At 52.8% G+C, this 21,496-nt stretch carries 17 protein-coding genes; 13 read left to right on the top strand and 4 right to left on the bottom strand.

Annotated elements, in window-relative coordinates:
• Positions 1-332: 332 nt before the first annotated feature.
• Complete coding sequence (locus I2D94_RS13215; protein ID WP_072685565.1) at positions 333-794, bottom strand: DUF1307 domain-containing protein; 462 nt, start codon at positions 792-794, stop codon at positions 333-335.
• Positions 795-1,076: 282 nt separating this feature from the next.
• On the opposite strand from I2D94_RS13215, the gene I2D94_RS13220 reads away from it, so the two are divergent.
• Positions 1,077-1,364: a TetR/AcrR family transcriptional regulator gene (locus I2D94_RS13220; RefSeq protein ID WP_072685567.1), complete on the top strand. Its 288-nt coding sequence runs from the start codon at positions 1,077-1,079 to the stop codon at positions 1,362-1,364.
• 395 nt (positions 1,365-1,759) lie between these two features.
• Here the strand turns inward: I2D94_RS13220 and I2D94_RS13225 are convergent, their stop codons facing one another.
• Positions 1,760-2,689, bottom strand: coding sequence for an aldo/keto reductase (locus tag I2D94_RS13225; RefSeq protein ID WP_195397258.1), 930 nt, complete (start codon positions 2,687-2,689; stop codon positions 1,760-1,762).
• A 326-nt stretch (positions 2,690-3,015) separates the two neighbouring features.
• Between I2D94_RS13225 and groES the strand changes: the two genes are divergently transcribed.
• The 10 genes from groES (at position 3,016) to I2D94_RS13275 (ending at position 14,905) form a co-directional block, all read left to right on the top strand.
• Positions 3,016-3,297, top strand: coding sequence for a co-chaperone GroES (groES, locus tag I2D94_RS13230; RefSeq protein ID WP_006057763.1), 282 nt, complete (start codon positions 3,016-3,018; stop codon positions 3,295-3,297).
• A 29-nt stretch (positions 3,298-3,326) separates the two neighbouring features.
• Complete coding sequence (gene groL, locus I2D94_RS13235; RefSeq protein WP_195397260.1) at positions 3,327-4,949, top strand: chaperonin GroEL; 1,623 nt, start codon at positions 3,327-3,329, stop codon at positions 4,947-4,949.
• Between the two features lie 183 nt (positions 4,950-5,132).
• Positions 5,133-6,578 (top strand): MATE family efflux transporter, encoded by a 1,446-nt coding sequence (locus tag I2D94_RS13240; RefSeq protein ID WP_195397262.1) that lies wholly within the window; start codon positions 5,133-5,135, stop codon positions 6,576-6,578.
• Between the two features lie 26 nt (positions 6,579-6,604).
• Entirely contained in the window at positions 6,605-7,747 is a 1,143-nt protein-coding gene (locus I2D94_RS13245) for a diaminopropionate ammonia-lyase (RefSeq protein ID WP_195397265.1), read from the top strand.
• A complete protein-coding gene (locus I2D94_RS13250; RefSeq protein WP_195397267.1) occupies positions 7,744-8,457 on the top strand; it encodes a hypothetical protein in 714 nt (237 codons plus the stop codon). Before I2D94_RS13245 ends, I2D94_RS13250 begins: the two co-directional genes overlap by 4 nt.
• 59 nt (positions 8,458-8,516) lie before the next feature.
• A complete protein-coding gene (gene uvrA / locus I2D94_RS13255) occupies positions 8,517-10,958 on the top strand; it encodes an excinuclease ABC subunit UvrA (protein WP_195397269.1) in 2,442 nt (813 codons plus the stop codon).
• 345 nt (positions 10,959-11,303) lie between these two features.
• Entirely contained in the window at positions 11,304-11,801 is a 498-nt protein-coding gene (locus I2D94_RS13260) for a MarR family winged helix-turn-helix transcriptional regulator (RefSeq protein ID WP_072685577.1), read from the top strand.
• Positions 11,774-13,141: an MATE family efflux transporter gene (locus I2D94_RS13265; RefSeq protein ID WP_072685578.1), complete on the top strand. Its 1,368-nt coding sequence runs from the start codon at positions 11,774-11,776 to the stop codon at positions 13,139-13,141. The genes I2D94_RS13260 and I2D94_RS13265 overlap by 28 nt, the downstream gene beginning before the upstream one ends.
• Positions 13,142-13,391: 250 nt before the next feature.
• Positions 13,392-14,168: a hypothetical protein gene (locus tag I2D94_RS13270; protein ID WP_195397271.1), complete on the top strand. Its 777-nt coding sequence runs from the start codon at positions 13,392-13,394 to the stop codon at positions 14,166-14,168.
• 107 nt (positions 14,169-14,275) lie between these two features.
• Positions 14,276-14,905, top strand: coding sequence for a hypothetical protein (locus I2D94_RS13275; protein ID WP_195397273.1), 630 nt, complete (start codon positions 14,276-14,278; stop codon positions 14,903-14,905).
• An 88-nt stretch (positions 14,906-14,993) separates the two neighbouring features.
• Here the strand turns inward: I2D94_RS13275 and I2D94_RS13280 are convergent, their stop codons facing one another.
• Both I2D94_RS13280 and I2D94_RS13285 read right to left on the bottom strand, forming a co-directional pair.
• Complete coding sequence (locus I2D94_RS13280) at positions 14,994-17,510, bottom strand: vitamin B12-dependent ribonucleotide reductase (protein WP_195397274.1); 2,517 nt, start codon at positions 17,508-17,510, stop codon at positions 14,994-14,996.
• Between the two features lie 23 nt (positions 17,511-17,533).
• Positions 17,534-18,040 carry an ATP:cob(I)alamin adenosyltransferase gene (locus I2D94_RS13285; RefSeq protein WP_083538658.1) on the bottom strand — a complete coding sequence of 169 codons (507 nt, stop codon included), beginning with the start codon at positions 18,038-18,040 and terminating at the stop codon, positions 17,534-17,536.
• Between the two features lie 349 nt (positions 18,041-18,389).
• Here I2D94_RS13285 and I2D94_RS13290 point away from each other — a divergent pair, with 349 nt between their 5' ends.
• Together I2D94_RS13290 and ispD are read left to right on the top strand one after the other, a co-directional pair.
• A complete protein-coding gene (locus tag I2D94_RS13290) occupies positions 18,390-20,387 on the top strand; it encodes an AAA family ATPase (RefSeq protein WP_072685583.1) in 1,998 nt (665 codons plus the stop codon).
• A gap of 109 nt (positions 20,388-20,496) precedes the next feature.
• Positions 20,497-21,141: a 2-C-methyl-D-erythritol 4-phosphate cytidylyltransferase gene (gene ispD / locus I2D94_RS13295; protein ID WP_072685584.1), complete on the top strand. Its 645-nt coding sequence runs from the start codon at positions 20,497-20,499 to the stop codon at positions 21,139-21,141.
• Positions 21,142-21,496: the final 355 nt, after the last annotated feature.

The following is a 21,496-nucleotide window of genomic DNA, read 5'->3' on the forward strand; positions in this document are numbered from 1 at the left end:
GAAATGAAGATGAGGATCTTTTAAATTGAGAACAGATACGATAGAATGAGTAATGGACATAGTGAGATTTCCTTTCTGTAATTTGTGGTGATTTTATTGTAACGGAAATTCTTACCTATGTCTCTTTTTTTTATGCTCAAGAAAAAAAGGCGTTGGTTTCTACCAACACCAAAATTTATAGAACCTAAAATACGAAACAAACCAAAAACGAGCAGTTCGGTTCAGTCAACCGTCCTGCTCTTTTTATTTACGTTGAAAAAGAAAAAAGAAGAGAAAAGTTTCTCCCAAGGAAGAAACTTTCTCATCTTTATTTTGATTTTCAGTTTATAGGTTTATTTGCAATCGAAGCCCTGGTCCTTCATATCCTGAACAACCTTGTCAAAGCTCATGTCCGTGTTGGAGAAATCAAATCCCAGATTCTTTAACGTATCCGGATCCGCTTCCTTCAGGTTCATTTCAATCGTAGCGATGATCGTGTCTTCGATTTCAACCTTGGTTGTGACGCCCTTCATGTCTTCCGTGATGCCGGACTGGGTAAGGATGGCGTCGATCATCTGTGTTTTTTCTTCTTCCGTGATCGTTGTAAAGTCAATGTCGCCGAACATTGATTTATCGTAGATCATCTTTAAAGAAAGAACGGTAATATCGTTGTTTTCAGCCGTCAGATCATAGGTAGCCGTCATTAAGCCTTCCTGCGTATAGCTGCAGGAAGCCGTCTCGGTCTTCGTTTTTGGTGCGCTGGAACAGCCTGCGATCAGTAAGCAGGCGAGAAGGGGCGTAATAATCTTTTTCATTTTTCCTCCATGAAGCGGAATTCCGCAATCTTACAGTTTCCCCACCGATCGCTTGCCTTTGGCAAGTCCCTGAATCAGATCGGCGCGGACTACTGCTTCCTGTATTATAAACGATAAATAGAAATTTTTGTATTCCAAAATAGAAATCCGTACATGTTCAGCGAATGAATGAAGTTTTCATTAATGGATTTCAATAAAAAACAAGAATCATCGGTCCGCCAGCTTACTCGAGCTCAGGCAGCGCCGCAAAGTGATATGTTAAACGCATAAAGGGGAATCACTATGGGAAACGCAGAAAAACAGACCAGGCAAAAAATTATGACGATCGCCAGGGAACACTTTTCCCGTTACGGGTATGCCGGAACCAATCTGGAGGCGATCGGTAAGGAAGCCGGAATGACCCGTGGTCCGCTTTATTATTACGTTAAAAAGGCATTGGTTTCCGCCAGCACCAAAATTTATAGAACCGAATCTTTTTGCCGAAGATCAAAAAATGAAAACAGAAACGAAAACGGTGCAGACCGCAGCGGGATAATCCCTGCCGGTCCGCCGCTTTTTATTACCAGTTGAGTTTCCGGCTGATGAATTGTAATTTGCAGAAATCAACCGCGGGCGGCGGGTTTCTTAATCGCCGCGGATAAAAGAAACCCAATCCCGACAAAAAACAGAATCCCATAGAGTCAGGCTGCAGGCATGCCTGTTTGCGGATCGTTGATTTCAGTTTAAGCGCTGAGCGGTTAAAGTTTCGGGTTAAACAAGGGCAGACCTCAGGCCAATGACCGTAGGGGCTCAGGGCTTGTCTGTGGAAATTTCAACTTCGTTAAGAATATGAATTCAGTTGAAGCGGCAAGGCAGGGAAGAGGCTGGATCAGAAAGGATATTAAGAAGCATGCGCAGGAGAAACGCCCTCAAACAAAAACCCGCTGGCATGCGCCGACGGGTTGAACGCTGATTTATGGAAGAAGTCAGCACGCTTTCAGCCTGGCGTACAGTTCGTCGTCCAGACAAGCGCTGCCGGCTTTGGCGTTAGCCTTAGCCTGATCCGGCGATTTCGCCCCGGGAATGACAACCGGGCTAACCGGATGAGAAAGGATATAGCGCAGGCTGGTCTGAACCAGATTCTCTTTGCCCGCCACTTCGCGCACACGGTCCAGCCGGTCCATTTTCTGAAGATAGACTTCCCGTGCGCTGCCGCCTTCATTAAACGGCATGCGGATGGTATCGGTGAAATGCGTATCACGGGTATAGTGCCCGGATAAAATCCCCTGCGCCAGCGGTCCGCGCACGAGCACGCCGATGTTGTTTTCCAGACAGTAGTCCAGCATTCCGTTAGTTTCCGGCGTCTTGTTGATCAGCGAATAATCCAGCTCGACGACCTCGCAGCTGCCGCGCCGGTTGAATTCCTTCAGCACGTCCAGATGATCGGTCGATATGCCGTAATGACGCACCAGTCTCCGTCGTTTCAGCTCCTCAAACCCTTCCAGCCATGGCTCGACTTCCGCCGGTTGTAAATCGTTGAGATGACACAGCGCAATGTCGAGGTAGTCTGTCCGCAGGCGAAACAGCGAGGCATGGCAGGCTTCGATCACGATATCGGCGCAGGTGAACTGCATCGCGCCTCCGAAGCGCTTCGCCCAGTTGCCGAATTTTGAGATCAGAACGACGTTTTCGCGGATTCCCTCCAATGCCCGGCCGAGCCGTTCTTCTGAACAACCGCCGGGTATGCCGTAAGCATCGGCGGTATCAAAGACCGTAATCCCGCTTGCATAGGCGGCCTGAATCGTTTCGTAAACCTGTTGATCATCCAGTGCGCCCCATTGATTGCCAATGTTCCAGGTTCCCATTCCCACGGCGGAAACCTCCATCCCGGTTTTTCCAAATTTTCTTTTCAGCATGCTAAACCTCCTGATTTTTCCTTATTATACCATATCCACTGCCGCCTTTTTTGATATATGCCCGATGATCGTCCTCTGCGGCAAGGGTCTTCAGCTCTTTTACAAGCAAGCGTTATTCGTGAAAGTCGATCATTTCGGATTTGTCCGTCAAAATATTCGAGGGTTCGCCGATTGCTGCCGCTAAAATAAAGCAGGCAGAGAAAAAATCAGAATTTCTTGCAGAAAGTCGCGAAGAAGTGTTGACAAAGAGACTTGGCAGACTATAATAATAAGTGCTAGCACTGGTAAGACAAGAGTGCTAAATTGAGCGATAAGGAGGAATTACGATGATCAGACCATGTAATGATTTTGTGCTCTTAGAGAAAGAAAAGGCAGAAGAGAAAACCGCCAGCGGGATTATCCTGACTGACAAAAACACAGAAAAACCAACCGTAGGCAAGGTTCTGGCAGTCAATAACGGTCATGAGGTCGACGGCAAGCATGTCGAATGCTGCGTCAAAGTCAACGACCGCGTCATTTACGAAAAGTATGGCGGAACTGAAGTCAAGATCGACGGACAGGAATATTTATTAGTTCCGGAATCCAAGATCATGGCGGTTATTGAATAACAACAAACAATTAAAGGAGGAATGAGAATATGGCAAAGGAAGTCCGTTTTTCTAAAGATGCCCGGGTCGCAATGATGAAGGGTGTCGATACACTGGCCGATGCGGTCAAGATTACGTTGGGTCCGAAAGGCCGCAACGTCGTTCTGGAAAGAAGCTATGGTTCACCGTTAATCACCAATGACGGCGTGACGATCGCCAAGGAAATTGAATGCGAAGACAAGATTGAAAATATGGGCGCGAAGCTGGTTCTGGAAGTCGCTTCCAAGACCAATGATACGGCCGGCGACGGCACCACGACAGCGACGCTGCTGGCGCAGTCGATGATCCACAAAGGCATGAGCAGTGTGGAAAAAGGCACGAATCCGGTGCTGATGAGAGTCGGCATGGAAAAAGCGGCGAAGTTCATTGCGGACAAGCTGCTGGAACAGACGCATAAGGTTGAAACAAACCAGGATATCGCTCAGGTTGCCGCAATTTCTTCCGGTTCTCAGGAAGTCGGTGAAATCATTGCGCAGGCGATGGAAAAAGTCGGCCGCGAAGGCGTCATCACTGTTGACGAGTCCAATGGTTTTGAAACTGAACTGGAAACAGTCGAAGGCTTACAGTATGACAAGGGCTTCATCAGCCCATACATGGTATCCAACCGCGAAAAGAACGAAGCGGTGCTGGAAAATCCGTATATTCTGGTTACCGATCAGAAGATCAACACGATTCAGGAAGTCCTGCCGTTATTGGAAAAGATCGTCCAGACCAACAAGCCGCTGCTGATCATTGCTGACGATATTGATCAGGAAGTCGTTGCGACGCTGGTTCTGAACAAGCTGCGTGGCACGTTCAATGTTGTCTGCACGAAGGCGCCAAGCTTCGGCGACAATCAGAAGGCAATGCTGGAAGATATCGCGATCGTCACCGGTGCGAAGTATTTTGCCAAGGATCTGGCGATGGAACTGAAAGACGGCGAAATCGAAGATCTCGGACATGCGAACCGCGTCGTTGTTAAGAAAGATGACACAACTATCGTCGGCGGTTCAGGCGACAAGGAAAGACTGAACGAGCGGATCGCAGAACTGAAGCAGCAGATCGAAAACACGACGCAGGAATACGACAAAAAGCGTCTGAACGAACGGCTGGCGAAGCTGACAACAGGCGTTGCGATCGTGAAGGTCGGCGCTGCGACAGAAAGCGAAATGAAGGAAAAGAAGCTGCGGATCGAAGACGCTTTGAATGCGACGAAGGCGGCTGTTGTCGAAGGCATCGTCATCGGCGGCGGCGCAGCTCTGGCTTCGATCTATCGCGAATACCGCGACGAGCTGAAGGGCGAAACTCCGGATGAACAGAAGGGCATCAGCGCTGTCTTTGAAGCAATTCTGAAGCCGCTGTATCAGATTGCGGAAAACGCCGGCTATGACGGCGATCAGATCACTTCCCGTCAGCTGACAGAAGGCAAGAATATCGGCTTCGACGCCAAGAAGGGCGAATGGGTCGATATGTTTGAAGCCGGTATCGTAGATCCGACCAAGGTTACCCGCAACGCGCTGCTGAACGCGGCATCCATCTCGGCGCTGTTCATCACAACCGAAGCGGCGGTCGCTGAATTGCCGGAAAAGAATGCTCCGGCGGCGCCAGCCATGCCGGATGGCGGCATGTACTAAGCCATAACTGAATTCATCAACGATCATAACTCTGTGTTTCACGCAGACAGCACAATCCCCCGGTGCTGTCTGTTTTTTCTTTTTCCCAACTGATTTATTCGCTTTCAACCTTGCTGAAAGCGTTTTCCGAAAGGGCGCTTCATGGTATAATAGGAAATACAATCAAGGGGAGGACAAATCACAATGACAGGGGGAAGTGGACAGCTGGCTTTAGATCGGGTGGAAGCCGGCGAGAGTCTGGAAATATCAAAGAAACAAACGGCGCTGCCGCCGGGATTGACGCGCGGCCTGTTGATGAAGGATGTGCTTCGAATCGCGGGCCCGTCGTTTGTCGAACTGACGCTGACACAGCTGACGTCGATGGCGGATCTGATGATGGTCGGACAGCTGGGGGCATGGGCGATCACGGCGGTCGGCTTGACGACGCAGCCGAAATTTCTAATGATGACGATGTTCATGGCGATGAACGTCGGGGCGACAGCGTTAGTTGCCCGCTATAAAGGTGCGGACCAGCCGGCGAAGGCGAATGAAGCGGTGCGGCAGGCACTCATGCTGACGCTGGTGATGTCCCTTGCGGCTTCCATCGTCGGCTTTCTCTTTTCGGAAACGATGGTCCGGTTTATGGGGGCCACGGACGAACTGAGCTTGACCAACGGAACGGTTTACTTACAAATACAAATGGCCGGCTTTGTGCTGATGGCGCTGACCACGACGATCACGGCGGTGCTGCGCGGGGTCGGCAATTCCAAGACGGCGATGGAATACAACGTCGCAGCCAATGTGATCAATATCATTCTGAACTGGCTTCTGATCTACGGCCATCTCGGCTTCCCCAAAATGGGTGTGGCCGGAGCCTCGTTAGCGACGGTGATCGGCCAGACGGCGGCGTTCTTCATGGCGGGCTGGGCGCTGATGAAAAAAGGCGGATATCTCGAATTCCATTGGCGAAAGAAGTTTCATCTTGACCGGGAAATTCTCGGCAATATCTTTGCGATCGGTCTGCCGGCAATGGTCGAGCAGCTGTTTATGCGCTTCGGCGTGATCCTGTATTCCAAGACTGTCGCTTCCTTAGGCACGGTCGCGTTTGCGACGCATAATGTCTGCATGAACATTCAATCGCTGTCGTTTATGATCGGTCAGGGCTTCGCGGTATCCTCGACGTCGCTGGTCGGCCAGTCGTTAGGAAAAAAGCGGACTGATATGGCGCATCATTACGGCAAGGTCAGTCAACAGATCGGGATCGGCTTCTCGCTGGTGCTGGCGTTTGTTTTCTTTGTGATCGGCGGTCCGATCGTCTCTCTTTACAGCAGCGAACCGGAAGTCATCGAACAGGGCACGCGGATTCTGATGTTTCTGGCGCTGATCCAGCCGTTTCAGGCGACGCAGTTTATTCTGGCCGGCGTCCTGCGCGGAGCCGGGGATACGAAAACCACCGCCGTGGTCATCTTTGTCACGACGCTGATCGTGCGCCCGCTGTTGGCGATGCTGACGGTATACGAGCTGCATTGGGGTCTGTATGGCGCCTGGATCGCGCTGGTTGCGGATCAGCTGCTGCGCACGCTTTTGATCTGGATGCGCTACCGCGGCGGCCAATGGCAGCTGATGAAGCTGAAGGGCGAAGCGGCATAAACTGGGAAAAACGGAGGAGAAAACACATGGATAAAATTCAAATGGCAAAAGGGAAACTGGCGCGCGGACCGCTGCCGGCCATGTTCAATTCTGAACATTACCGACAGGTCGCTGACTTTCATCAGACGTTGAAGCAATACGCCCCGACGCCGCTGATCAATTTATCAAAACTGGCGGAAAAACTGGGAATTCAGGCGATTTTAGTGAAAGACGAATCGCATCGTTTCGGTCTGAATGCCTTCAAGGCTCTGGGGGCCAGCTATGCAGTGCATCAATATCTTGAGCAGCACCCTCACACCCGGCCGGTATTTGTGACGACGACCGATGGCAATCATGGCAAAGGCGTGGCCTGGGCCGCGCTGCAGGCCGGCTGCCGGGCGGAGATCTTCATGCCTAAAGGCACCGTCGCTAGCCGCGTGCAGGCGATCGAGGCGCTGGGCAACGCCAAAGTCACCGTGACGGAATGGGGCTATGACGATACCGTGCGCTGGACGCGCGATTATGCGCAGCGCAACGGCTATGTTTTAGTGCAGGACACGGTGCTGGAGAATTACCATGAAATTCCACAGAACATCGTGCTGGGCTATACGACGATGATCCGCGAGGTTGTTCAACAGATCGCGGAACAGGCGCTGGACAAGCCGACGCATGTATTTTTACAGGCCGGCGTCGGTTCGATGGCCGGGGGCGTGCTGGGCTGGCTGGCGGATACATTGAAAGCAGAGATGCCGGTCGTCTCGATCATTGAAGCGACGGACTCCGCCTGTGTCTTCGCCTCCTGTACGCAAGGCACGCTGGTCTCAAAGGCCGGCATCACGCCGACGATCATGGCCGGTCTGAATTGCGGGGAAGTCAATCCGGATCTCTTTCCGGTGCTGAGCGATTACGCGTCGTTCTACTTCGCCTGTGCGGATGAAATCACGGAGGCCGGGATGCGGCAGTACGCTCAACCGCTGGAAGGCGATGAAGCGATTGTTTCCGGCGAATCCGGGGCTGTCGGACTGGGACTTCTGTTAAGCTTGTGTCAGGATCCTCATTATGAAGCGATGAAGCAGGCGCTGGGACTGGATGAACATTCCGTCGTGCTGCTTCTGAATACGGAAGGAGCAACGGACCCGGACGACTATCGGCGCGTTGTCGGATGCGATCCGCAGTTGGTCGGAAAATGAATGGGGAGCGGGGCCGATCGGTTTCCACCGGGGTGATCGCCGCCATTCTGATTGTTTTCATAGCTTTGGGAATCTTCCTGCAAAATCTGGATGTGTTCTTTCCCCAGCTGTTGGAGCCAGATCCCCCAATGCCGCCACCGAATGTGCGGGAGCTGCCCTCTTTTCTCGACGGCTGTCTGCGCAACGAAGTAAATACCCTGACGATTGCTGAGAAAGACGGAATTGTGTATTTAGACCAATCTTATCAATGTGAAATCAATGAACTGAGCGAAGCCGATCAGATTCTGAAGGAACAGGGACTGGGCTCGATCAACACAAAGGAAATCCATTTTTCGATGGAGATTCAGATCATCCCCGATCCAGTTCTCCGGCAGCAGGCCCTTACGAAGGAAATGATGAAATGGCAGCGGCTTGTTCAATATGCCGGTTGTTTTTATCACTGTATCCGGCTGAGCGAAACTGAAATCACGGAAGACAACATTCTGGATTATGCTTTTCCTCTGGATGCACAAGCCTGGCGCGTCGATCAGATTGTTCAAATTGATCATCAGGTTTTCGGCACTGTGGGCGAGCGTCTGTTCATGTTTCATATCGCCGATGTGCTGATCCCGCATGAGCCCTCTGATGAAATGACCTTGCTGGACGTTACGGATCCGTTTATCATCAATAAGATCCGGCCGTTGATCGACATCGAAGTTCCGCTGTCATGAGGGGGCGGTGCGAACGCCGCAGAATCGTCGTCATAAGGAAAGCAGGAAGCAGGTGAGGTATGCGTAAAATTGAAGTATTTAACGCGCACGAGGGAAATCTGAGAAATGTCTCGCTGACGCTGCCGAAGGAAAAACTGATCGTTTTGACCGGAGTTTCCGGTTCCGGCAAGTCGACGTTTCTGATCGACGTCCTGTTTAACGAATGTCAGCGGCAGTATCTGGAAGCGATGGGAATGCAGGGAATTCCCAAGCCGAAGGTGGATAAAGTCCGCGGCGCCAGTCCGGCGGTCGTGATCCCGCAGACGGCGGCGAATAGGAATCCTCGTTCCACGGTCGGGACCCTGAGCGATATCTATACCGATCTGCGGATGATTTATGAAAAATTACACCGCCGCATTTGCCCTCATTGCCGCGCGGTGATCGACGCGGCTGACTGCAGGGAAGAAACGGAAAAGCGCGACGGCGATTTCCATGTTTTCATGCGCTGCAGCCGCTGCGGTCAGCGCATGGAGAAACTGACCCGCACCCATTTTTCGTTCAATACAACGGAAGGCGCCTGCCCGGTTTGCGAGGGGCTGGGGAAAATTCATACCGTCGATGAGGAACGGATGTTGGATCCGGCGCTTTCCTTAGAGGCAGGGGCGGTCCGTTTCTGGGAAAAACGCTATGGAGAATATGAAATATCCGTGTATTATGCCGCCTGCCGCGCTTTCGGTCTGGACGAACCGCAAAATATCCCGGTATGTCAGTTCTCCAAAGCGCAGCGGATGTTATTGTGGGAAGGCAGCGACAGTCCTGCGCTGTTGTCTGAGCTGGCCAGAAACCTGCCGCCAAAAGCGGCTGCGGGCAAAAAGTTTGAAGGCGTCGCGGCGAATCTGCGGCGGCGCTGGGCTGAAAAGGGCGGGCAAGCCACGGCGCTGGATGCGTATTTTCAGACGGTTGAATGCCCGGCCTGTCATGGCGAGCGGCTCAACGCGCTGAGCGCTCAGGTCACTGTGAACGGAACCCGCCTGCCGGAATTATCTGGTTTTTCCTTAAACCGTCTGCGGGATTGGGTTGCCGGGCTGGAGCCAGCGTTAACCGGCAGTGCCCGCGAACTGGCCGATGCCTATCTGCGCGATATTCAAACCAAGCTGAACCGTCTGATCCGGGTCGGCCTGGGTTATCTGACGCTGGATCGGCAAATCATCACGCTTTCCGGCGGGGAAAGTCAGCGGCTGCGGCTGGCGGCGGCGCTGGATCTGGAGATGTCCGGACTTTTAATCATGCTGGATGAACCGACGGCCGGTCTGCATCCGCAGGATACCGAAGGGCTGATCGCAATCCTTAACCATCTGCGTGATCTGGGCAATACCGTGCTGGTGATCGAACATGATCCGGATGTGATGCGGGCTGCGGATTTACTGGTTGAATTCGGGCCGGGCGCCGGGATTCATGGCGGAACACTCATCGCCTGCGAACCCCCGGAACAGCTTCGGTCGAATCCCGATTCCTTAACCGGATTCTGGCTGGCTGCACCGGCTGAGTTTCCTTCGCAGACCCGATCCGCGCAAGGCTGGATTACGATTAAAAATGCCTGTCAGTATAACCTGCGCCATTTTGACGTCGCTTTTCCCACCGGATGTCTGTGCGCGGTGAGCGGACCTTCGGGCTCGGGGAAATCCACGCTGGTATTTGAAGTGCTTGCGGCAAACCGCGGCGGCCGGGCTGAGATCACGGGCCTGGAACAATTTGAACGGATCGTGACGATTGAACAATCCGCGATCACCCGGATGAAGCGTTCCAATGTCGCCACTTACAGCGGCGTTTACGGGTTGATCCGCACTCTCTTTGCGAAGACCGGGGCAGCCCGCGCCGCGCATTGCCCGGCTTCTTATTTTTCGTTCAATACCCCAGGCGGACGATGCGAGAACTGTCAGGGAATGGGCGTGGTGGAGAACAACATGTTGTTTTTTGCCAACGTTGAGGTCGTCTGCCCCGTTTGTCATGGACAGCGCTTTAACGATACGGTGCTGAGCGTCAAATACAACGGCCGCTCGATCGACGAAGTGCTCAAACTGACGGTTGAGGAAGCGATAATTTTCTTTGCCGGGCAGCCGAAATTAGGCCGGATGCTGAAGCGGTTAGCGGAGGCGGGATTGGGGTATCTGCCGCTGGGGCAGCCGCTGACGACTCTCTCCGGCGGTGAAGCGCAGCGCTTGAAGCTGGCGGTGGAGCTGATCGAAAATCACAGCGGAAAAGCTAAGCTGTATTTAATGGACGAACCGACGACGGGATTACATCCGGCCGACGTCGAACATTTTCTGAAACTGCTTCTGCGGCTGCGGGACGCAGGCCATACCGTGATCGTAGTGGAACACAATCCGCAGCTGATCCGGGCGTGCGACTGGGTGATCGATCTGGGACCGCAGGGCGGCGATCAGGGCGGGCAGCTGATGTTCGCCGGTACGCCGCAGGCATTCAAAGCCGAAATGAAAAGGGCGACGGCCCGTTATTTGTAACAAAACAAGTTTTAAGACGATGAGAATTCTGATAGGAAAGATGTTCAGTGATTTCAGCGAATCAGAGAGCGGTTGATAAAAATACAAATCAGCCGCTTTTTCTTCTCTGTACCCAGGAACGTCTGTTCGAAAAAGAACGGCTTCAGCCGCGGGAGGACTTTGCCGGACAGCGTTCAATCCCAGGATCTGCGTGCTTTTTGTCAGATAAAGAGATCTTCGGTATGGGAACATATTGGTCGGGAAAAGAATAGAGATAAGGGAAAAGAGCGCTTGACTTGCGGCAGATCCGGAGTATACTTAGGAATGATCGTATACAAGTAAACTAATTGCCAAGGAGAAACGCTGATGAGTAAAATACGAATACCCATCTTCAACGTCGAACAGATGCTGAAAGGCTATGCCCGTTTGCGCGAGGCTTACAGCCGTTTCTGCGTTCATTCCATCGCGGACGAAGCTTTTTCTCCCAATGAAATGAACGTGCTGATCTTCCTGTCCAACAACCCGTCGATCAACACCGCCAAAGAGCTGACCGTCACTCTGGGCGTATCCAAAGGTCTGGTCTGCCGCAGCGTGGATACGCTGATGCGCCGGGGCTATCTGACCAGCGAGGAAGACGCGAAGGATCATCGGATCCTGCACCTCAGGCTGACGCAGAAAGCCGCTCCGGTAATCGGTCAGATGCGCGTCAATCAGACACGCTTTTCCGAAGCGGTGACCCGGAATATCAGCGAGGAAGAACTGGCGGTGTATACCCGGGTTCAGCATCAGATTTATGCGAACATCGAAGCGATGACCAATCGGAAAGGGGACGAATTATGCTTCAATCGAAAGAAACCAATTTAGGGAAGGACCGCATCGGAAGCTTGTTTTTTGCGCTGGCGGTTCCGGCGATCACATCCCAGGTCGTCAACGCACTCTACAACATGGTCGACCGGATGTATATCGGCCATATTCCAGGCTCAGGCGCTGCGGCGTTAACCGGCGTCGGCGTTGCCTTCCCGTTAATCATGATTATCTCCGCTTTTGCGGCCTTAGTCAGCATGGGCGGCGCGCCGCGGGCCTCGATCATGATGGGCAAAGGTGATAACGAACAGGCCAATAAGATTTTAGGCAACTGCTTTACGGCGTTAGTGATCACCGCCCTTGCCCTGACGGCAGTCACGATGATCTTCTGCGAGCCGTTGTTAATGATGTTCGGCGCCAGTGAGAACACGATCGTTTATGCCAAAGCGTATATGATGATTTACGCGGCCGGTACAATTTTCGTTCAGCTGACGCTGGGCATGAACGCTTTTATTTCCGCGCAGGGCTTTTCCCGCGTCAGCATGCTGACGGTCGTCATCGGTGCGATCACCAACATTGTGCTCGATCCGGTTCTGATCTTCGGCTTCCATATGGGCGTGCGCGGGGCGGCGCTGGCGACGGTGCTGTCGCAGGCTGTCTCGACCGTCTGGGTGCTGCAGTTTTTAAGCGGTAAAAAAAGTCAGCTCAAGCTGCATCCGAAATATTTCAGCATCGACGCCAAGATCCTGTTCCCGGCGCTGGCGCTGGGCGTTGCGCCGTTTATCATGCAGTCAACGGAAAGTCTGTTAGTGCTGTGCTTTAATTCCTCCTTATTGAAATACGGCGGCGATCTGGCGGTCGGCGCAATGACGATCCTGTCCAGCGTCATGCAGTTCTCGATGCTGCCGCTGCAGGGCTTAACCCAGGGCGCGCAGCCGATCATCAGCTTCAACTATGGCGCGGGAAATATTGACCGGGTGAAGAAAGCGTTCCATCTGCTGCTGGTGAGCTGTCTGGTTTATTCCTCCGTCATGTGGGTGCTGTGCATGCTGTTCCCGCAGATGTTTGCGGCGATCTTTACCGGCGATCCGGCGCTGACGCAAATTACGGTCTGGGCGCTGCGGATTTATATCGCGGCTGTGTTCTTAATGGGCGCGCAGCTGGCTTGCCAGCAAACCTTCATCGCGCTGGGCAACGCCAAGATTTCAACCTTTCTGGCGTTATTGCGAAAGATTATCCTGTTGATTCCGCTGATCTATATTCTGCCGAATTTCTTTGAGAATAAGGTGTTTGCAGTATTCGTCGCGGAACCGATTGCCGATACAATTTCCGTACTGGTCACAATCACGTTGTTCTTCCGCTTCTTCCGCGCGGTGGAGCACGAACAGATTCACGCTTAAGCCGAAGCAGAGAAAACAAGTCTGTGAAGAAAGCGACGCTCTTCGCGTCGTTTTTATTTTGATTTTAAACAAAGATTTAAGAAAATAGAAAGTCCGTTTCTGACGATTTCATAAATTTTCCAGTTTCCGCAACGATTCGATGTCGGAATTGAAGTAAGAATATGCTATGCTTAAAGTAAAGAATACCTTGAATGATCTGCGGCAGGGAGCTTGCAATACGCAGAATTTGAGGAGGAGAAAGGAACAGAACATGAGAAAAATGAAGAAAAGCAGGATTCTTTGGCTGGCAGTCTGGCTTTGCCTGGCTCTCAGCGGCTGTGCTAAAACAGAAAGCGCGTCTGAGATTATGGCAAAAGTCCAGGCGAAGCAAATGGAAAGCGAAGCGGTTCAATCCGTCGCCATGAACGGTCAGCTGAAGATGACCACGCAGGGAATGACGCTGGAATTTCCGATGGATCTCGTCATCCAGACGCAGCCGGCAGAGAAACAGGGCGAACCTGTCGTTTACTTTAGTTTTACAACCTCGTTTATGGGGCAATCCATGGATATGAAATACTGTGTTCAGGATCAGATGATGTACAGCGAAGTAAATGGCGAACGCAGCAGCCAGCCTTACGCTTACACGCCGGAAACGATCCAGGAACTTCAGCAGAACAGGAATATGGAGAAGATGGTTAACGCTTTCTCCGTGAAGAAAACCGGGACCGGTTATGAGCTGATCTATGAAGCGCAGAGCTTTGCCGAGCTGGCGGATTTGTTAGGGGCTTTAGGCGATGCCGAACCCGATCTGGACGCCCTGCAGGAATTGCAGCGGCAATTTGAAACGATTGATCAGACGGTGACTTTAAACCAATGGAAGATGAGCTTCCAGATCTCGAAGGATTATCAGATGACCGGCGGACTGATCGCCATCGACGCGACCAGCGAAGCCGAAGGGACGACGATGAATTTCGGTATTGAAATCAACGTGAGCGTCCGTACGGACCAGCCGATGACCACGATAGATCTGTCAGCTTGGGCAATGTAAAAAGCAAGGGAGCCAGGCCGGATAAGAAAAAGCTGCGCAGAGGCGTCTGAATTATGCTCCGGATGCTTCCCGCTGCCCCGGGGTTTAAAAGAAATGAAGGTTGAGGTATGAAGTGGAAAAAACTGGAGATCGCGCTGATTGCGCTGATGATTCTCTACACCGCCGGGTTCTGGACGTTTAAAACTTTAAGTCACCATCCGTATTCACTGACGCCGATCACGCTGTCCCGCGTTTGGCTGCGTGAGAAAGTTGGCCTTGATATCACGCTGATCAACGAAGTGTTCCGCGCTGAGCTGAACCGTGAAATTGCGCCGGCGGTTGCCGAGGTGGACTTTCGGGGGGAATGTTATACCATTGACTACGCCGCTCATTTTACCCAAACGCCTCAGCCGATTGGTCTTCTGTATGAAGGAAAGGGAAACAGCCCGGACGGCCGCGGAATCTCGCTGGAGCTTTATATCAGCGACCGCGATTTGAGTTCGGTTATGCCGCTGTCAAAAATGATTACCTGGCTGGGGCCAGAGCGGCAGCTGGGCTGGCTTGGGTCAACGGCGGCGATCCTGGACTATCAACAGGTGGGCCAGACTGTCCGCGGTCAGTTTCATGTCAAACACGACGACTGCTTTTATCTTGGCGAACTGAGATATCACGATCCCGCCATGAATGGGGATTGGGAACATGACCAGAAGATCTGGGAAACCGCGCTGGACCAGCTGCTGCCGTTTCTTGCCGAATAAACAAAAGGATTGCGTACCGTGATCAGGTCATCACAGTACGCAATCCTTTTTTAGCTTTTTGAATGGAAAACAAAGCAGGAGAAGACGTCTACAAGCCGCATTTCAGCTGTGCGTTGCAGTTGGTGCAGGTATTGCAGCCGCCGATTTCTTCGACGATGCCTTCCAGGCAGATCGGGCAGATATCGCCGACCTCCACGCCGATATTGCGGTCCTGCCGGTCCGCGCGCAGATCGATTTTCTTTTCCGCTTCCTGCGTCTTTTTAACCGGAACACCGAAATCACGCTCAATATCCATCTGATCCCAGCTGTTTTCTTCCTCGTTGCTCAAGGTCAGTACCTGGGAATCACGTGAACCGTCAACGTACACCGTCCCGCCTTTTGCGCCGCCCGCGTACAGCCGTTCATAGATGTGCTGAACCTGCCGAACCGAGAAGCCCCGCGGGGCGTTGACTGTCTTGGAGATGGAGGAATCGATCCAGCGCTGGATTACACATTGGGTATCGGCGTGTTCTTCCGGCGTCAGCTCCATCGCGCTGACGAAGAACTCCGGCAGCGTATCGCGGGTGTAGCCCGGATTGAGCGCCAGCCACTGATCGACGATCGCCGCGTTGACTTCGATGAACTTGCCCAGCCGTCCCGAACGGAAGTAAGAGAAGCTGAAATACGGTTCCAGACCGGTGGAGACGCCGACCATCGTGCCGGTCGAACCCGTTGGGGCAATCGTTAACAGATGCGAATTCCGGATTCCGTATTTCAGGATGGACTGCCGGATGTCCTCGTCCATCTGCTTCATGTATCCGGTGTTGATGAACGCTTCACCGCTGGTAAAGAACGGGAAGCTGCCTTTTTCCTTCGCCAGCTCGACCGACGTCTGATAAGCCGCGCGGGCGATGCAGTGGAAGACCTGATCGATCGTTTCCAGCGCTTCCGGCGAGCCATAGCGCTTGCGGTTCCAGATCAACATGTCGTGCAGGCCCATGACGCCCAAACCGACGCGCCGTTCGCCCAGCGCCTGATTTTCGTTGGCCTTGAGGAAATACGGGGTGCTGTTGATGACGTTGTCCTGCATCCGCACGGTCAGTGCGACCGTTTCCGCCAGTTCATCAAACAGGATCCGGCCGTCTTTCTTGTCGACGAAGTTGGCGAGATTGACGGCGGCCAGGTTGCAGACGGAATACGGCGCCAGCGGCTGTTCCCCGCATGGATTGGTGGCGACGACTTTCTGACCATAGGCTTTAGCGTTGGTCATTTTGTTGGCGTTGTCGATGAAGAAGATGCCCGGTTCCGCCGAGTAGGTCGCGCAGAAGCAGATCAGATCCCACAGATCGCGGGCGTGGATCGTGCGGTAGGTCTTGATCGGATAACCCAGTGCTTCCCACTCGCGGACGTCGCCGATCTTGTGCCAATGGGTATCGTAGGCTTCTTTCTGCTGCGGGGTATAATTGGCGATGTCCGGGAACCGCAGATCAAAGGTCCCGTTCTTTTCCACCGCTTCCATAAATTCGTCGGTTAGTGTTACGGAAATGTTGGCGCCGCTTAAGAATTCCGGATTGACCACTTCCAGACGACCGCCTTCCAACAGTGTCTGCTGAGCATAGTCCAGAACGTCAGCCGGCGTGTTTTTGCTTTCGATCAAGGTTTCCAGCATCTGCCGTTCCAGCCGGGAAAGCGGAATAAATTTCAGTTTGCGCTGAGCCAGTTCGCGTACCTGTTCGTCTTTACTGTTTTCACTCAGCCATTTCAGCACGCGCGGATTCTGCATTTTGGAAATGATGAACTCGATGATGTCCGGATGCCAGTCCGCCAACATGATCATCTGCGCGCCGCGCCGCGAACCGCCCTGCTCGACCAGATTGGTCAGGTTGGCGATGTCGTTCAGCCAGCTGACCGCACCGCTGCTGCGGCCGCCGACGCCTTTGGCCGGGGCATGCTTCGGACGCAGTGTCGAACCGTTGGTCCCGACCCCGCCGCCGCGGGACATGATTTCCATGACTTCCTTGCGATGTTCCGCAATGCCGCCGCGGGAATCCTCGACAAACGGCATAACGAAGCAGTTGAAATAGGTAACCTGCGTACCGCTGCCCGCGCCGAACAAGACGCGTCCGGCCGGGATGACGTTGAGTTTCTTTAACTGTTCAGTAAACAAGCCGGCATATTTTTTCCGCTGTTCTTCATCGGTTTCCGGCTCCGCCAGCGCGGTGCCGACCCGGCGCGCGATTTGTTCATAGTAAATTTCCATCGGCTTGTCGATTTCCGCAAACGGCCGGCGGATCATCCCCGTGATCGACTCCTGCTCGTCTTCCAGCGTACCGCGGAATTCTTCTTCAATTTCAATCGTCACGCTCTCATTTTCCCAGTCGATCGCTTTGACGACGCCGACGCCCCGGGCCGGATATTTCGGGTCCTCTTTGATGACGGTCAGCACGATGTCGCCGATGCCCAGCGTTCTGAGTTCGCGGTCCTTTTGGGCGTAGCGGTCAAGCATGACCAGCCGTGAAACACCGGAATGGATCGTGTGATCTTCCGGTTGGATTTCAGTTAAATAGGGAAAAAATTCCCGGATGTCCTGATTGAGTTTAGCGATTGTTTCCTTGCGATATCCCATAATATGAATGCTTCCTCCTATGCTTAAATTTCCGAACCCTTCGCACTCTGAATCTGCAGCGCGTAAAAATAATCGCTGATCCGGTTCAGATAGACGCCCAGCGACGGATCTGTCTTCCGGGTTTCCTGCAGCTTCCACCAATGCCGCTCGACGCGCCGGCTGATTGCCCGCAGCCGATTCAGCATCGCGCTTTCGGAATTGTCGATTGGATAATGAAACCGGAATTCACCAGCCGCTGAGACCCGCGAATAAATTTCCGTTTCCAGCTTCCGGGTATAACTTTCCAAATCCGCGCTGCCATACCCGGCCAACTTCGCGCTGGCGGCGCTGATCTGGTTCACGATCTGTTCCATCGGTTTTCTATATCTGGCAAATCCGCTGGCTAGCAACAGACATTCAGCGCTCAGTTCGTCCAGATCGCCCAGGACTTCGATTAACGGATCTGCTTTGGAAATCCGCTCACCCTGAATCCCGGTCGTTCCCTGATCCCCGGTTTTGGTTGTAACGATCATGTTTTCACCTCGCTTCATGTCTGCCTTTTACGGGCCATTGCTTCCATTATAAAATGTTTTTGTCCAGAAGTCATAAAGAAATCGCGATTGGAACGATTTTCATAATTTATTCGAAAAAAAGTGAGGTAAACTTACCTGGTTTCATTTCAGTTTCATAATTTGAAAGCGATTCAGGCAGGGACAAAGCGAAGATCCGGGCATAAGTTTTCTCCCTGGATGATAAACTGAAATGAAGCATGTTGAAAACGCCAGGGGAAATCCTAAAAATTGGAACAGACGGCCGTGGTGTAGTGATCTCGGGCCGGGGCAATACTATCACTGAACTTGAACTGGGAAGTTCAACGGTTTGGAAGGAGGAATCGCGAGGATGAAAACCAATTTTGATCCTCAGGCTCAAAAGGCGATCCAGGCTGCCCGCACGGTGGCGCGGCAGATGAAAAACACCTTTATCGGGACGGAGCATTTATTAATCGGCATTCTGCAGACGGACAACTCCGCGCTGCAGAAATTGCTGAGCGAACGCGGAATTACCGCCGAACAGCTGAAAGAGGATATTCAGGTGCTGTTTGGTTTTAATGAGGAAGAAACAAGACAGACGGAATATACGCAGACTGTCCAGGAAATTCTGGAGAAATGTCTGGTGGAAGCGGCCCGTTCCACGCCGCCGGTGATCACGCTGAAAATGTTGACGCGGACATTGTTGGAAACACCCAATAACGTCGCTTCGGAGCTGTTGAGACGGTATGATGTGGATATCGCCGGATTGATCGCGGAGCTGAACCGGCAGGATATCGAAAGTCTGAATGCCATCCGCGAGCTGCGCAACCTGAACCAGTGGATGACCCGCCGGCCTTCCAATATCGTTGAACGGCAGGCGCAGATGAATTCGATCATCCGGATCCTGTGCCGTAAGGAAAAAGCGAATCCGCTGCTTTTGGGGGATCCGGGCGTCGGCAAGACGGCGTTGGTGGAACAGCTGGCCAAAAGCATCGACGAGAATGAGGTGCCGGATTGTCTGCGCGGCAGCGTCATCTTTGAACTGAGCGTCAACGGTCTGGTGGCAGGTACAAAGTACCGCGGCGAGTTTGAAGAGAAGATTCAGAAAATCCTGGATGCCCTGCGGCAATTTCCCCAGGTCATTCTTTTTATTGACGAAATTCATCAGATCATCGGCGCCGGCAAGGCGGAGGGTTCGATCGACGTGGCCGGTGTGCTGAAACCGGTTTTGGCGCGCGGAGAAATCCGCTGCATCGGCGCGACGACCTATGATGAATATCTGAAGTTCATTGAAAAGGATCGGGCGCTGCAGCGGCGCTTTCAGCCGGTCATGATTGAAGAGCCGGATCTGGATTCCGCCCGGCGGATGATCGAAGCGAAGATTCCCGAATACGAGCAGCATCATCAGATTCGATTTCCGTTCAGGCTGGTTGGCCCGCTGATGGAAAGCACACAATATTTCATGCCCTCGCGCAAGCTGCCGGACAAGGCGCTGGATGTCATTGATCTGGCCTGCGCCAGCGCGCGGATGGATTGTCGTGAAGAAGTGGAGCAGCGGGATATTGATCAGATTTTAGAACAACTCACCGATGTGCCGTTACAGGACCGCTGCCGCAAGGACCGGGTGATGCAGCGGCTGCGCATGGAGCTGATCGGTCAGGAAGACATTCTGACGCAGATTGATCAGCAGCTGCAGTGGATGGAGCTGGGCGTCGTACAGGAACGTCCGTTAGGCGTATGGCTGCTTTGCGGAAAGCAGTTTTCCTTGAAGCAGCGGCTGGCGAAGGTGCTGGCGCAGCTGTACTTTGGTCAAAACGAGCGGCGGATTGAAGTAGATATGATGGATTACCAGGACAGTCAGGCTGGTTATCGCTTCGTTCATGGCGTAGATCAACAATATTCGCTGTGGCTGGAGAAACTGCGGCGTTCGCCCTATTCGCTGTTGTTGATCCGCAATCTGGACGCTGCCCGTCCGGAATGTGCGGCGATCCTGCGCAAAGGCATCGAACAGGGAATGATCGAGGAAGAAGCGGGGCGGAAGGTGGATCTGCGGCATTGTCTGATACTTCTGGACAGCGAACAAAGTCACGCCGTGTCCGGATTGGGCTATCAGGCAGTGACGGTAAAAACCGAAGAGGAAGGCTGGACGGCGCTGGCCGATGCAGTTCTGGATTTCCGGACGCTGGACAGCACGGAAATGGAGACGCTGGCGCGGCGGCGTTATCAGGAGATGACGCGCAAACTGCCGCAGCTGGCAATGGAGCTGGGCGAGGATACGCCGTTTGATGTGGAAGGGGAAGACCCGGAAAAGATCGATCGTCAGATTCGCTCTTATCTAACGCGGCATTTTAAAAAATCCGCGGGCTGAATCCTGTAAAAATCCGCCGGGATTTGTGAAATCCGGTTCAGTCCATTGCCGGACTTATCGGGGTGTGATAAAATAAACACTACCATAAGGGCGAAAAAGAGGGAACAGGATGGAATATTCAGCATTGATCGTGGCTGCCGGACAGGGGCGCCGGATGAATCTTGGCTACAACAAGGTGTTCTACACCTTTGCGGACGGAAAGAATGTTTTGGAAAAGACGATGAGCATTTTCGAGGCGGACTCACGGTGCAAACAAATCGTGATTGTGACTCAGCGTGAGGATTACGTGCGCTGTATGCGCAACCGGACACAACGGGGGAACGTTGTGTTTGTGGAAGGCGGCACAACCCGTCAGGAGAGCGTATTCAACGGATTAATGGCGGTCAGTGAGGATTATGTGCTGATCCATGACGGCGCGCGGCCGTTTCTGGAACAGGAATGTCTGGACCGGCTCTGCCAGAGCTTAAGCGAGCATGACGCTTGTCTGTTGACGGTGCCGTGCAAGGATACGATCAAGGTCATTGAAGACGGAAAGATTAAGGAAACGCCGAACCGCAGCCAGCTGGTGCAGGCGCAGACGCCGCAGGCGTTTAAGACGTCGCTGATTCTGCGGGCGTACCGCAAGGCGCGTCAGGAAAAGGTACAGGCGACCGACGACGCGCAGGTCGTAGAACTGTTAACCGGCGAAGCGGTGTACGCGGTGCTGGGATCGTATAAAAATATCAAGATTACGACGCAGGAAGATCTGCGTTAAGAACGAATCATTCCGGCCAGCATCGCTGTCCGGTTTTTTTATGGAGCAAAGTGTCTGAAAATGAAAATTATGAAAATAACCGCACGCCCTTGAAATAACTCAGGAACGGAATATACTAAGGGTGTAGGGACGCTTGAAAAAGCGGCACCCGTCGTAAGCTATCTCTTCATCGAAGAGAAGCTGTGGACAGATAAACGCCGGTGATCTTTGTGACGGATGACGGCGTTTTTTCTTTTGAATTCTATAATTCTGATTCTGCATTCAATGATCATGATCGTTGTTTGAATCATCAACATCCATTCAGAAAAAGAGAGAGAAAACAAGAGTTCCATGAAAAAATTCATAGAAAGCCCCT

The organism is Holdemania sp. 1001302B_160321_E10 (assembly GCF_015552275.1).
Lineage (GTDB): Bacteria > Bacillota_I > Bacilli_A > Erysipelotrichales > Erysipelotrichaceae > Holdemania.